Source organism: Kribbella catacumbae DSM 19601, assembly GCF_000372465.1.
Taxonomy (GTDB): domain Bacteria; phylum Actinomycetota; class Actinomycetes; order Propionibacteriales; family Kribbellaceae; genus Kribbella; species Kribbella catacumbae.
The window spans coordinates 1-13,346 of record NZ_AQUZ01000036.1; the positions used below are offsets into that span (position 1 = coordinate 1).

Genomic DNA, 13,346 nt, shown 5'->3' on the forward strand with positions numbered 1-13,346 from the left:
CGTAGACGTGGGCGCGTTCGCCGCCGGGCAGGGAGATGTGGCCGGGGAGGGTGGCGGGGTCGGGGAACAGGTCGGCGAAGTGCTGGCCGAGGCGGAGGATTTCGAGGTCGGCACGGGTGCGCAGGTCGTGCATGGANGCGACCGAGGTGAGTGTCTCGGTCGCGTCCATGTCAGCGATCTCCTTGTCGAACATGTGTTCGATACTACGCTGAGTAGGCGGATGCTGCAAATCGTGGATCGGCGCGTATTGTCTTACTGGTAAGGCGATCTGGAGACACGTGAACAGAACGGGGAGGACCAAAATGCGCTCTGGTGACACTCTGCAAGCAACGTGGCGTTGTCAGGTCGGCTCCTCGGCGATGAGAGTTGCTGGACCGTGCCCTAGTCGCTGTGCCGCGAACAGAAGCGGCGAGCTGGCCCATTCGACCGTCTTGAATGCCGGCGAGGCGGCCGCGGGCAGTGCCTTTGACGGCCAGACCGCTCGTCGGGCGCGACCTAGTGAGCGTGCCGGCCTGTAGCGGACGTGGGAGAGACCCCCGCGCGGCGTGTTCCTCGTGCTTCGATCGGGGCCTCAGAGGCTCGGCGGGTTGTCCTGCGTGGCCGAGGGGCTCTGCGTGGGCGGCGAGTCCTGCGTAGGCGAGGGGTTCTGCGGGGATCGGGGGTGGATGGTGGCGAGGGTGTAGTGGGTGGTGTGGCCAGGGGGTGGGGTGGTGCAGGTCATGGGGGCGTTGAGAGTGGTTGTGGTGGTTATGAGGGCGACCAGGTAGGGGTGGGGGGCGGCGGCTAGGTGGATTTGCCAGGTGGTGGGGGTGGGGTGGCTGACTTGGGTTGGGAGTAGGGCGTCGTTTGCGAGCGAGGCGCCGGCTGTTCGGGCGAAGTGTTGGGCTGCTTGGACTGGGGGCGGGTGGGCGCCTGAGCCTCTGAGGTACTTCGGTACTACGAAGCCTTCGTTGTAGCGGGTGGCTAGGGCGACTGCTTCGGTGGCGGGGACGTGGCCGTAGAAGAGGCTGTGGGGAAGGAAGACCAGGTTGGCGGCGAAGCGGTCGCCGCCTATGTGGCTGCATTCCCAGGTGCGGTCGGGGAAGGCGGTGGAGAGTGCGACCGCGGCTGGGCGGCCTCGGATGGCGCAGCAGGCGTCGTGGCGGCCGTGGGTGCAGACCAGGTAGATCGGGTCGGTGCTTGGGGTGCCGGGGTCGGTGCCGGCGAGTACGTTCAGGAGGTGGTCGTCGGTGGGGAGTTCGCCCCAGCGGATCGACTCTTGTCCGGGGCGACAGTCGACCGTTGCCCATCGGCGCGGGGCGGTCCGGTCGACGCGACCGTGGCGTCTGATCAGGACGGGACGGATGCCGGCAGCCGTGCACAAGCGCGACACCTCGGCGGCCAGGTCGCTGGCGCCTGAGGCGTTCGGGGGTACTTCGGCGGCCAGGTTGCTTGTGCGTAAGGCGATCAGTGCCAGGCGGGGCCAAGGTTCGCGGTGTTCGATCAGGAGCCAGCGCTCGGCCGGTGGTGCTGTTGCCAGCAGGAGATCTTGGCGTTGTTCGGCTGCAGGGGCGCATCTCAGGCGCGGCAGCGGGTCAGTTGGCTCCACGGTCAGGGGATGGTGAGGACTGCTTCGGTCAGGAGGCGCCGGACCAGGACCAATTGGTCGGGGGCATCCAAGGACGGGAGGTCGCCGACCTTGACGTCCGCGCCGGAGCAGAGGCGCTCCACGGCCGGATAGGTTGCCTTGGGCAAGAAGATTGTGCGGTCGGGGAGCTGGAGCCGGACCGGGTCGCCTTCGACCAAATGGAAGCGGAGGCCGGGGCGCAGCCGGACCGGCGTACCGATTGCGAGGCTGGCGATTGCGGCTGCGTGGGCGAGTGGGGGTAGCGGGGCTGGGCGGTTGCCGGACCAGGTACGGCGGCGGAGGCGTGGGGCGAGTTCGTCGGGGGTGGTCTGCTCGATCTTCTTGGTCAGGAGCGAGGCCACCTCGTCCAGCACCGTGGCGAGCTGCGCTGGGTCACCCGGGTCGAAGCCCAGGGGTAGGGCTGCGCGCAGAGAGGGTTCGTCGGCTGCGAGCGCCGCTAGCTCCTGGACCAACAGGTAGCGCGTCATGGTGTGCAGGCCGACCGTCAGGTGGGCGCTGACGCCGCCGAGTGCTTTTGCCGAGTGGAGGAAGCCGCGGGGCACATAGAGCGCGTCGCCGGGGCGCAGTACGTCGTCGATCACCGGTGCGCGGTCACGCGCTGCAGCTTCGACAGCTTGGGAGTGATCGGTCCAAGGCTGGTTGCGCAGCGGGTCGACGTGTACTGGCTCGTGCACGGTCCAGTGCTTCTCGCCGGCCACCTGCAGTACGAAGACATCGTGGACGTCGTAGTGGGCGGCGAAACCCTGCGACTCCGCCGGAGTGATGTAGGCGTTGATCTGCACCGGGTGCCCAGCATCAGTCGACAACTGCGTTGCGAAGTCGACCAGTGCTGGCCAGGTGCGGTGAAGGGCCTGCAGTACTACGGTGTGGCCGCTCGCGAAGAGCGCAGCCACCTTGTCGTCGCGTACCTGGTCGCCGATCTCCGCGCCGGCTCCACCCGGGCCGGTGAACTGGTTGTCGCCGACAACCGCCCCGTCCTTGGCCAGGCGCAGGAACGGCGTACGGAGGCCGCGGCGGGACAGGAGCTCGTCGGCGGCCTGCAGGGTGAACAGGTCGCCGTAGTCGCCGCCGTGTGAGAGCAGTGCGCGAGAACCCCAGTACGAGCGGCCGAACTCGTCGAGGTCCAGTTCACTGGACACACAGCGCCGGAGAGCCGGGCGCCCGTCCGGCGGCAGCCCGGTCCCCGGCACCGGGATCACCAACTTCCGGAGTTCCCGCCAGCGCCGCCGTCCGCGCCGCCGTCGGTCGTACCAGGTGAGGCGCCACCGTCAGCCGGTCCTTCGGCGCCACTGTCGGCTCCTCCATCAGCGCCACCATCGCTGACACCAGGCGAGGCGCCGCCGTCCGCAGGTCCCTCAGAACCTCCACCACCGGCGCCGCCATCGGCACCACTGTCAGTTCCGCCGCCTACAGCACCACCGCCAGCAGGCCCTTCGGCACCGCTGTCGGCTCCTCCGTCGGCGCCACCATCCGTCCCGCCAACCGTCGCGCCACCATCGGCAAGGCCCTCGCCACCGGATCCACCGGAAGCTTCGGAGCCGCTGTAGCCACCGGGATCGCCGGAGCCGCTGGAGACGTTGCCGCCGGCGCCACCGTCAGCTCCGCCATCCGTCGTACCGGCGGACGCACCGCCGTCGGCCGGCCCCTCGCTGTCGGCCGACGAGGTTGTCATGTCGTCGTCGTTCAAGCCCATGATGCTGCTCCCTTCGAGAATGCCCGGAGTGTCTTGACGACCCTCCTGTGCGCAAAGTAGATCGGGCCTAAACCCCCGCGCGGGTTACAACGGGCACTCGGTTCCGCAGCGATCTCCGGCTCAGCCGAGCAAGTCCTGCCAGACCTTCAAGAACGCGTCCGTCACGGGCTCCGGCCGGACCGCGATCCGCAGCCAATCCGGCCCCAACCCCGGGAACGTATCCCCTCGCCGTACGGCGAATCCGCGCTCGCGCAACTGCTCCCGCAGGGCAGCGGCACCCGCGACGTGCACGAGCACGAAGGGCCCGCGCGCGACGCCGTACGTCGTCACGCGGGTGCTGGCGAGACCGGCGAGGAGGTGCGCGCGTTGATGGGTCAGATCCTCGGCAGCTTGAGCCGCCTCCGCCAAAGCACGTTCGTTGCTGCAAGCAATCGCCGCCGCGAGCGCAGGAGTGGACACCGGCCATTGAGCCTGTACTGCGGCCAGCTGCTCGATCAGCCCCGGCGCGGCCACGACGTACCCGACCCGCAGTCCCGCGAGCCCCCACGTCTTGGTCAGGCTCCGGATCACCACCAGCCCAGGAATCGATGCTCCGACCAACGACTCCGGCTCACCCGGTACGGCGTCCATGAACGCCTCGTCGACCACGAGGATCCGGTCGGGCCGGGCCAGCTCGCGCAGGTCGTCAGCCCGATGCAGCACCGACGTCGGGTTGGTCGGATTCCCGATCACCACCAGGTCGGCATCGGCGGGTACCGCGCGCGGATCGAACACAAACCCGTCCGCGGCGCTCAACAGAACCCGATCGACCAGATGCCCGGCAGACCGCAAGGCAGCCTCAGGCTCGGTGAACTGCGGGTGAACCACCACCGGATGCTTCGGCCGGAAAGCCCGCGCGATGAGCACGAACGCCTCGGCGGCCCCCGCGGTCAGCAGGATCTGCCCGGGATCACGCTGGTGCCGGGCAGCGACCGCAGCCAGTGCGGCATCCTGGCGCGGATAGCTGGCCAGATCGCCCAGGCTGGCGCCGATCTCCTCGACCAGCCACGCGGGCGGCGTACCGGCGCGCACGTTGACGGCGAGGTCGACCAGGCCGTGCCCGACCTCGAGATCGCCATGGTGGTCGAGGTCGAATCCGTCCGGCTGCGTCACAGCAGGAGGCTAACCTGCCTGACTGAAGATCAAGCGACCAGTCTTATCTCTGGCGTGGAGTGACGGTGAAGCGCCGGTTCTGCAGTGACGGGTTGCGCTGGCGCGTCTCGGCCAGCCGCTCGGGCGAAATCTCGGCTGAGACGATCCCGTCCGACTCGCCGGCAGCGGCGACCGCGATTCCCTGCGGGTCGATGATCTGGCTGAGCCCGCAGTACTTCTTCCCGTTCTGCGCGGCCGCGGCGACGTAGCAGGTGTTCTCGATGGCGCGAGCCGTCAGCAGCGTGGTCCAGTGATGCTCCTTGAGCGGCCCTCGCACCCAAGCCGCCGGTACGACGAACACCTCCGCGCCCGCGTCGACCAGAGCCCGCGACAACTCGGGGAACCGCAGGTCGTAGCAAGTCATCAACCCGAGCTTGTGCCCAGCAATCTGTACGACGACCGGCGCGACGTCGCCCGGCGTCAGCTGATCCGATTCGCGGTAGCCGAACGCGTCGTACAGGTGGATCTTGCGATAAGCACCGACCAAGTCCCCGTCCGCACCGACCGCGAGCAGCGTGTTGTAGGGCCGGCCCTCATCGCAACTCCGCTCGAACATGCCGGCCACGATCGCGACGCCATGCTCGGCCGCGCACTTACGCAGCGTGCTGACGAACTCCCCGTCCAGCGCCTCGGCCAACTCGCCGACTGAACCGCCCTCGGTCGCGAAATCCGCCATCATCGCCTCAGGCAGGACGACGAGATCGGGTCCACCCACGACCGCGTCGGCGACAAGCCGCGTCACCAACTCGCGGTTGGCAACCTTGTCCTGCGAGCTGGCGGTCTGCACCACAGCGATCTTCACCTCTCCATGGTGCCCCATCTATACGGGACCAACTAGGTCAGACTGGGATGGTGGAATTCGATGCGGTGGTGTTGGCCGGGGGTGGGTCCAGCCGGTTTGGTGGGGTGGACAAGGCGATGCTCGTGCTGGACGGGGTGTCGTTGCTGGATCGGGTGCTGACGGCAACATTTGCCGCGGAGTCGACCGTCGTTGTCGGGCCGGAGCGCGCCGTCTGCCGCCCGGTGGAGTGGACGATGGAGAACCCACCAAGCGGTGGTCCGGTGGCGGGGATCGCAGCAGGCATCGCCGTCGGGCGCGCGCCGATCGTGGTGCTGCTGTCGTGCGACCTGCCGTGGATCACCAGCGACGAGATCACCGACCTCGTCGACGGCGTCGGCGAACGTGACGGCTTCGGGCTGCTCGACACGGACAGTCGCGAGCAATGGCTGGCGGCGGCGTACCGGCGTACGAGCCTGGTGGAGGCGTTGAAGCGAGTCGGGGATCCGCGGGACAAGTCGGTCCGGCGGTTGTTCCTGGGGCTGGACCTCGCCTGGTCCGCTCCCAGCAGAGCCGGCGACGACGTCGACTCCTGGGCGGACTTGGACGACTAAATCCGTTCGACACCCATCAGGCCCAACCCTACGCCGGTACGCCGCTGCGCCGGTGATCGTGAAGGTCTACGAGCCGGAGTGGGCCTGGAAGCAGGCAAAGGAAGTCCACGTCTACGGGCTACTCGAAGCAAGCCTCGGCACCGCGATCCCCGAGGTGCTCCACGCCGGCCCAGGCTTCACCGTGCTGACGAAACTCGACGGCGTGCCGCTCTCCGAGGCCGAGCCGCCGGACTCCAAAACCATCTACCTCCAACTCGGTCAGCTCCTCGCGAAGATCCACCGCATCCCGCAACCGGCGTACGGGTATCTCACGGACGAAGTGCTCGAACCGCTCCCGACTAACGACGCGTACATGCGCCGCCAGTTCACCAAGAAGCTCAAGGAATTCGGCGAACTCGACGGCGATCCGCAACTGGCCGAAGAGATCAGCCGGTACGTCGACCAGCACGCCGCCCTTTTCGCCAACAACACCGCACCAGCCCTTTGCCACAACGATTTCCACGAAGGCAACGTGCTCGTGGATCCGCAGACCTGGCAGGTGCAGGGCTTCATCGACGTGGAGAACGCGATCGCGGCCGATCCCCTGATGGACCTCGCCAAAACCGAGTGCTACTCGATTCGAGGCAACACCGACAAGCTCGCCGGTCTCACCGAAGGCTACGGGGAGCTACCCGCCGACTGGCGCGCGAGGACCACGCTCTACCGGCTCTATCATTCGCTGGAGCTATGGGATTGGTTCAAGTCGATAGGCATTATCGATCCACTCGTCAGCATCGCGGGCGACCTGTCCAGAATCGTCCGTCCATGAGCTGAGCGCGCGGCGCGACGCAGTACCGTGGCTGGCATGCGAGCTGTCGTTTGTGAGGGTGCCGGTGGCGTCGAGGTTCTGAAGATCGGTGAGATCGAGGATCCCACCCCAGCGGTGGACGAGGTCGTCATCGACGTGGTCGCCGCGGGCGTGAACCGCGCTGACCTGCTCCAGCGGCAGGGGTTCTACCCGCCGCCGCCCGGCGCACCGGGCACGATCGGGCTCGAGGTGTCCGGCCGCATCGCCGCGGTCGGCGCCGAGGTCGAGGGCTGGTCGGTCGGTGACGAGTGCTGCGCACTGCTCGCCGGCGGCGGGTACGCCGAGAAGGTGGTCGTCCCGGCGCCGCAGGTGATGCCCGTGCCGGAAGGCGTGGATCTGGTGAGCGCGGCCGCGTTGCCCGAGGTGGTCGCGACGGTGTGGTCGAACGTGTTCATGACCGCGCATCTGAAGGAGGGCGAGACGCTGCTCGTGCACGGCGGCTCGTCCGGGATCGGCACGATGGCGATCCAGCTCGGTGTCGCGCACGGCGCGCGAGTTCTCTGCACGGTGGGCAGCAAGGACAAGATGGATTTCTGCACCCGGCTCGGCGCCGACGTCGCGATCAACTACAAGGAAGCCGAGTGGGCCTCGGTGGTGAACGAGGCGACCGGGAAGGCCGGCGCCGACGTGATCCTCGACATCATGGGCGCGAAGTACCTGCAGGACAACGTGCGCTCACTCGGGTACGACGGCCGCCTGGTCGTCATCGGGATGCAGGGCGGGACCAAGGGCGAGCTGGACCTCGGCCGGCTGATGAGCCGGCGCGGGTCCATCACCGGGACCGGTCTGCGGGTCCGGTCGGTGGTGGAGAAGGGGCAGATTCTCGCCGAGGTGGTCGGACACGTCTGGCCGCTGGTGACGGCGAAGAAGGTGTTGCCGGTCGTACACAGCACCTTCCCACTCGAAGCCGTCGCTCAGGCCCACGTTTCCCTGGAGGAGTCCAACCACATCGGCAAGATCCTTCTCACTCTTTAAGCGGGACTACTCGGCGGCAGGGAAGTTTGCGGCCAGCCAGGCCGGGTCCGGGGCCACCAGTTGGATGACGTCGATCCAGGTGCCCTCGGGGTCGCGGACGAAGAAGTGGCGCTGGCCCCAGACCTCGGTGACCGGCTCGGTGGACAGTTCGACGCCGGCTTCGACCAGCGCGGCGGCGATCTTGTCGACGTCCTCGACGACGAAGCCGAAGATGTTCGAACTCTCCGGCAGGGCCGAGACCGCGGCCGGGACCGACTCATGGCCACGCTCGGTGATGGCCAGCTCCCAGTCCGACTCGCCGCGGCGGCAGACGATGAACCAGCCGATGTCGAGCGTGATCTGGAGGTCGAAGTGCTGCTGGTAGAACGCGGCGACCTCGGCCGGACGCGCGGTGACGACGGTGGCCTCGCTGTCCTGGCCGAGTCAGGCGCTCGCGGACTCACCCATCGCGCGGTCGACGCCGCCGCCGGACTGCCAGCCGGTACTGCGTCCAACTACTTCCGCAGCCGGGACGCCCTGCTCGGGGCACTCGGCGAGCGGATCTTCGAGCGACTCGCGCCCGACGAGGCAGTACTCGCTCCCCTGGCCGAGCGGACGCCGTCGATCGACCTGGTCGTCGACTACGTGCACTACATCGTCGAGCGGCTGCTCGGCAGGCCGGAGCTCCCACTCGCCTTGTTCGAGCTGCGCCTGGAGGCGGTACGCCGCCCGGGCCTGAACGAGATCCTGACGCGCACGCTCCAGCAGGGCTTCGACGCCGACGTGTCGTTCCACGTCCAGGCGGGACTGCCCGGCGGCGCCGAGGAGGTCCGGCTACTGCACTTCGCGATCGACGGCCTGGTCTTCGACCAGCTCACCCCCGGCGTCGGCCGCCGCTACGACGTCGACGCCGTCACCGCCCGCCTCGTCCGCCGATTGGTGCGTGATTAGGGCTACCGTCAGTAATGTGACTGGGGACGAGGTGCGCGGCGCACACGTACTACGGGCTGTGGTCGAGGTCATCGCCGAGCGCGGGCTCGAGGCCGCCACGATGCGGAACGTCGCCGCTGCCGCCAAGATCTCGCTCGCTCAGGTCCAGTACTACTTCCGCAGCAAGGACGAACTCGTCGCTGCCGCGTTCCAGCACGTCACCCAGCTGTTCGACCTCAAGCTCGCCACGGTCGACCTCTCCGGATCCCCACGCCGCGTACTACGCCAGGCGCTTGAGCTCTGGTTGCCGCTGGACGACTCACGAGCGCGGGACGCCCGGGTCTGGCTGGCCTTCAGCGCGGCAGCCGCCACGTCGCCGGCACTCAAAGAGATCGCGGCGGCCACCGACAACGAACTCCGGATCGCCTTCGCCCGGCTGCTCGACGCCGCGGCCGCCGAGGGCGAACTGCCCGACGTGACCGACACCGAGACCGAGGCCGCCCTCCTGCTCGCCGTCGTCGACGGGCTCGTCGTCCAGGGCCTCGCGCTGCCCGAGGACCTCCGCCCGAGCTTCCTGTCCGACTCGCTCGACGCGCACCTCGGCCGCCTCTTCACCGCCTGAGCCCACGATGCTTCGCCTCTGGTCGAAGCTGTTGACCTGCGGATACTCGGTATGCATACTCAGTATCTATGTCGATCAAGCACGGTTTGCTGGCGCTGCTCCGGACGGAGCCGAAGTACGGGTACCAACTGCGCGGGGAGTTCGAGGCGGCCACCAACTCGACCTGGCCGCTGAACATCGGGCAGGTCTACACGACGCTGACCCGGCTCGAACGCGACGGTCTGGTCCAGGCCAGCCAGGCCGGCAAGGACGACGACGGGCGGTCGCTGTACGAGATCACCGAGGCCGGCCGGACCGAGCTGGCGAAATGGTTCGAGACGCCGGTGACGCGCGAGTCGCGGCCGCGGGACGAACTGGCGATCAAGCTCGCCCTGGCGCTCGCCGTACCGGGGATCGACGTCTCGGCGGTGCTGCAGCGGCAGCGCGCTTCGACCATGGAGTCGATGCAGGAACTGACCCGCCTCAAGCGGATCGGCCGGGACGGCGAAATCTCCTGGCTGCTGGTGCTGGAGTCGATGATCTTCAGCGCCGAGGCGGAGATCCGCTGGCTGGACCACTGCGAAGCGATGCTTTCCCGCCACCGCCGGTCCGCCAAGACCAGTACTGCGAGCAAAGACCAGCACCAGCCCGAAGACCACAAGGCGGGGGCCAACCAATGAGCATGATCCTCGATATCCGCAATCTCTCCCGGGTGCACGGAACCAGCGGCCAGAAGGTGCACGCACTCCGTGGCGTCGACCTGGCCGTGGCGTCCGGCGAACTCGTCGCCGTGATGGGCCCGTCGGGTTCGGGCAAGTCCACCTTGCTCACCTGCGCCGGCGGGCTCGACCGGCCGACCAGCGGCGAGGTTCTTGTCGACGGCAACGACCTGGCCACGCTCAACGCCAAGGCGGTCGCCGCCCTGCGCCGGCGCCGGATCGGGTACGTCTTCCAGGACTTCAACCTGATCCCGGCCCTGACCGCCGTCGAGAACGTGATGCTTCCACTCGAGCTGGACTGCACCCGTGCGCGCACCGCTCGCAAGTACGCCGAAGCGGCCCTGGCGGAGGTGGCCATCCCAGAGTTGGCCGACCGGTTTCCCGACCACATGTCCGGCGGGCAGCGGCAACGCGTCGCGATCGCCCGGGCGATCGTCGGTGATCGCCGCATCCTGCTCGCCGACGAGCCGACCGGCGCTCTGGACTCCGACACCGGCGAGGCCGTGCTCCAACTCCTCCGCGACCGCTGCGACCAGCACGGCATCGCCGGCGTCCTCGTCACCCACGACGCCCGGCACGCCGCCTGGGCCGATCGCGTCGTCTACCTGCGCGATGGCGTCCTGGTAGGCCAGTCCGGCCCGCTGCCCGAGGTCGACATCCTGCTGGAAACCCGCTGATGGCGGGCTGGGGTCCCCCACTGCGAATCGCCCGGCGGACCGCCCGGCGCTCGCCGGGAAGAACACTGCTCATCGCCGCCCTGATCGGCGTCCCGGTCTTCGCGGCCTCCTGGATCAGCTTGATGGGCGCGGCGGGCAGCCCGAGCGGGGAGGCGCTGGCGCGGACCACGATCGGCCAGGCGGACGCCCGAATCGAGGTGTCGGAGTTCCCGAAGCTGGGTCCTTGGTTGGACCGCCCGTCCCTGGACGGTGGCGCTCCGGGGCCACCGTCCGGTACCGACTTGTCGACCCGGGACACGAGCAAGGTCGATCCGCTGAAGTCCCTGCCGCCGGGCAGTACGGCGGTCCGCGCACTGTTCGAGGTGGGCAACGTCGACCTGCGCGGACCACAGGCCAACAGCAGCGTCCGCCTGATCGTCGGGGACGGTCAGAGCAAGCTGGCCGAGGGCACCTTCAAGCTGGACGGCGGCCGGATGCCCGGCAAGCCGGACGAGGTCGCGATCTCCCCTGCCCTGGCGAAGTACCTCGAACTGCTGGACGACGGCGAGCTGTTGCCTGGCGCAACGATAACCACGGCGTCGGAGCAGAAGTACTCCGTCGTCGGCCTGGCCCGGACCATCAACGATCCTGATAAGCGGACGATCTTCGCCGGCCCGGCCTCGCCGCTGGCACCGGCACAAAGTGGTCTGGTCTTCTATCTGGTCGATCTGCCCACCGGGGTGGCCGCCGACACGCTCAGTGACCGGCTGCTCGGGGACGGCCTCATGTTGTTGCCAAGAGCAAATATCGTCGATCCGCCGCCGATCACTACCGGTGGTTCGACCGATGCCGGCGCGACCGCGGTGGTCGCATTGGTGATCGGGTTCGGCATTCTCGAGATCGTACTGCTGGCCGGTACCGCCTTCGCGGTCGGCGCCCGGCGGCAGACCCGCGAACTCGGGCTGGTCGCCGCGACCGGTGGCACGCCTCGCGACGTACGCCGGATCGTGCTCGTGCAGGGCCTGTTCGCCGGCCTTCTTGGAGCGGGCGGCGCCGTTCTGGTCGCCGTCATCGCGACGATCGCCGGCCGGCCGTTGTGGGAGAGGATGCTGTCCACACTGATCGTCGGTGTGAACATCCCGTGGCGGACGCTGGTGCCGGTCGCTGCTCTCGGACTCCTGGCCGGACTGGCGGCAGCCATCGTGCCGGCCATCAGCGCCGGGCGCCAGGCACCGATGGCGGCGCTGAGCGGCCGGTTCGCCGCAGCGAACTCGGCGATTCGGCTGCGCAAGCCGGCGGTCGCCCTGGTCGTCGGCGGCGTGACCAGCACGATCATCGGCAGCGTCTGGATGGCCGGGGCCCTTGAAGCAGCGCAGAAGCTCGCTCTGGAGAATCAGCAGGACTATCGGACCACCGTGACGCCGACCGGACCGATTGCGCTGGTGCTGCTGGGCATCACCGCGACGATCATCGGTCTGGTCTGGGTGCTGCCGAACCTCGTGGCCAAGATCGCGGGCGTGGCCCGGTTCCTTCCCTTGAGCGGGCGGCTGGCCCTGCGCGACGCGGCCCGGCATCGGCATCGCACCGGTCCCGCCGCGGCCGCGATCATGATGTCCGTCGGCGCGACGGCGGCGATGGCTTTCGCGATCTCCAACTCGATCGCCGCTGACGCCGAGGCCTACGCTCCGGAGAGCCTCCACGGTGACGCCGTACTGCCCTTCGCTGGAACGGTTCCCTATTCACCGGTGACGGTGGAGAAGGTCGCCGGTCTGCTCCCGGTCGAGAAGACCTACCTGATCAGCTCGGTCACCAAAGCCGGAGTGAAGGTCAGCGATGGCTACACGCCGGCCTTGAACGTGCCCACACCGCCCTCGGAAGGCCAGTGGGGTTTCGGCTTGATGGTCGTCGACCCGGAGTACATCGCCCGGTTCCCCGGCTTCGGACCGAAGGCCGCCGAGGCGATGCGGGCCGGCAAGGTGGTCGTCCCCGAGCAGAGCGGGATCTCCGGCGGTACGGTCAAGTTGTCCCTGGACAACGACCCCGAGGGCAGGTCGTGGGACCCGCATCCCGGCGCTCTGGTCCCCTCACCGCCCAAGGCCGGTGGGTTGTCGACCTCGGCTTTGATCAGCCCGGAAGCGGCCAAGAAGCTCGGCATTCTCAATCCCTACAAGGTGACGTACGAACTGAAGCGCGAGCCGACGGACGCCGAGCTCGCCTCGGTGGCCAAGCTGCTTGGGCACGACGACGTACTGAAGGTGGAGAAGGGGTATGAGAGCCCGGCACGGAAGTGGTTCCTCGGACTGATGGGCGCGGCAACCGTCGTCACGTTGCTCGGGGTGGCGATCTCGGTCTCGTTGTCTGCGGCGGAGGGGCGCGCAGACCTGGCGACCTTGGCCGCGGTCGGTGCTCCACCACGACGGCGGCGCAGTCTTGCTGCTGCTCAGGCATGGGTGCTGGGTGAGCTCGGATGTCTGCTGGGAGTAGGAGTCGGCGCTCTCTACGGCTACACGGCCCATGCGGCCTTCGGGTCACCGCACTTCGTGATTCCCTGGCAGGAGATCGCGGGCATCGTCATCCTGGTGCCGTTGTTCGCCGGGCTGCTGGCGTGGCTGCTGACCAGGTCCCGGCTGCCGATGGTCAGCCGGGTGGACTAGCTCGACCGGCCGCTGCATCTGGTTGCCCTAGGCATCTAACTGGCGAACCTGGCCAGGTCGGGATGGGCGACCGGGTGCAGAT

General features: G+C 68.4%; 13 protein-coding genes and 1 pseudogene. 8 read left to right on the forward strand and 6 right to left on the reverse strand.

Annotation, left to right across the window (positions count from 1 at the left end):
- Positions 1 to 571: 571 nt before the first annotated feature.
- The 5 genes from A3ES_RS48915 to A3ES_RS0130155 all read right to left on the reverse strand — a co-directional run bounded on the left by A3ES_RS48915 (position 572) and on the right by A3ES_RS0130155 (position 5,313).
- Complete coding sequence (locus tag A3ES_RS48915) at positions 572 to 1,588, reverse strand: sucrase ferredoxin (protein ID WP_020390569.1); 1,017 nt, start codon at positions 1,586 to 1,588, stop codon at positions 572 to 574.
- Between the two features lie 2 nt (positions 1,589 to 1,590).
- Entirely contained in the window at positions 1,591 to 2,766 is a 1,176-nt protein-coding gene (locus A3ES_RS0130140; RefSeq protein ID WP_237745097.1) for a cupin domain-containing protein, read from the reverse strand.
- Positions 2,767 to 2,822: 56 nt separating this feature from the next.
- Positions 2,823 to 3,320, reverse strand: a complete 498-nt coding sequence (locus tag A3ES_RS0130145; protein WP_020390571.1) for a hypothetical protein — start codon at positions 3,318 to 3,320, stop codon at positions 2,823 to 2,825.
- Between the two features lie 120 nt (positions 3,321 to 3,440).
- The gene (gene cobC / locus A3ES_RS0130150) at positions 3,441 to 4,472 is read right to left on the reverse strand and encodes an Rv2231c family histidinol phosphate aminotransferase CobC (RefSeq protein WP_020390572.1); all 1,032 of its coding nucleotides are present in this window, start codon (positions 4,470 to 4,472) and stop codon (positions 3,441 to 3,443) included.
- Positions 4,473 to 4,515: 43 nt separating this feature from the next.
- Positions 4,516 to 5,313, reverse strand: coding sequence for a carbon-nitrogen hydrolase family protein (locus A3ES_RS0130155; protein WP_020390573.1), 798 nt, complete (start codon positions 5,311 to 5,313; stop codon positions 4,516 to 4,518).
- Between the two features lie 47 nt (positions 5,314 to 5,360).
- On the opposite strand from A3ES_RS0130155, the gene mobA reads away from it, so the two are divergent.
- The 3 genes from mobA to A3ES_RS0130170 are packed head-to-tail and all read left to right on the forward strand — an operon-like array spanning position 5,361 to position 7,725.
- Positions 5,361 to 5,903, forward strand: a complete 543-nt coding sequence (mobA, locus tag A3ES_RS48920) for a molybdenum cofactor guanylyltransferase (RefSeq protein WP_020390574.1) — start codon at positions 5,361 to 5,363, stop codon at positions 5,901 to 5,903.
- A gap of 52 nt (positions 5,904 to 5,955) precedes the next feature.
- Positions 5,956 to 6,711, forward strand: coding sequence for a phosphotransferase family protein (locus A3ES_RS0130165; protein ID WP_020390575.1), 756 nt, complete (start codon positions 5,956 to 5,958; stop codon positions 6,709 to 6,711).
- A gap of 36 nt (positions 6,712 to 6,747) precedes the next feature.
- Positions 6,748 to 7,725: an NAD(P)H-quinone oxidoreductase gene (locus A3ES_RS0130170; protein ID WP_020390576.1), complete on the forward strand. Its 978-nt coding sequence runs from the start codon at positions 6,748 to 6,750 to the stop codon at positions 7,723 to 7,725.
- A 6-nt stretch (positions 7,726 to 7,731) separates the two neighbouring features.
- Here A3ES_RS0130170 and A3ES_RS57225 read toward each other — a convergent pair.
- Positions 7,732 to 8,067 (reverse strand): annotated as a pseudogene (locus A3ES_RS57225) (VOC family protein); the annotation flags it as partial.
- Here A3ES_RS57225 and A3ES_RS0130175 point away from each other — a divergent pair.
- The 5 genes from A3ES_RS0130175 to A3ES_RS0130195 all read left to right on the forward strand — a co-directional run bounded on the left by A3ES_RS0130175 (position 7,984) and on the right by A3ES_RS0130195 (position 13,264).
- The gene (locus A3ES_RS0130175; protein WP_420323156.1) at positions 7,984 to 8,655 is read left to right on the forward strand and encodes a TetR/AcrR family transcriptional regulator; all 672 of its coding nucleotides are present in this window, start codon (positions 7,984 to 7,986) and stop codon (positions 8,653 to 8,655) included. The pseudogene A3ES_RS57225 and the gene A3ES_RS0130175 overlap by 84 nt on opposite strands.
- Before the next feature lie 16 nt (positions 8,656 to 8,671).
- Positions 8,672 to 9,256, forward strand: a complete 585-nt coding sequence (locus A3ES_RS48925) for a TetR/AcrR family transcriptional regulator (protein WP_169501814.1) — start codon at positions 8,672 to 8,674, stop codon at positions 9,254 to 9,256.
- A 68-nt stretch (positions 9,257 to 9,324) separates the two neighbouring features.
- Positions 9,325 to 9,915, forward strand: a complete 591-nt coding sequence (locus A3ES_RS0130185) for a PadR family transcriptional regulator (protein ID WP_020390579.1) — start codon at positions 9,325 to 9,327, stop codon at positions 9,913 to 9,915.
- 2 nt (positions 9,916 to 9,917) lie between these two features.
- Positions 9,918 to 10,631, forward strand: coding sequence for an ABC transporter ATP-binding protein (locus tag A3ES_RS0130190; protein WP_020390580.1), 714 nt, complete (start codon positions 9,918 to 9,920; stop codon positions 10,629 to 10,631).
- Entirely contained in the window at positions 10,631 to 13,264 is a 2,634-nt protein-coding gene (locus A3ES_RS0130195; protein WP_020390581.1) for an ABC transporter permease, read from the forward strand. The genes A3ES_RS0130190 and A3ES_RS0130195 overlap by 1 nt, the downstream gene beginning before the upstream one ends.
- The last annotated feature ends 82 nt before the right edge of the window (positions 13,265 to 13,346 follow it).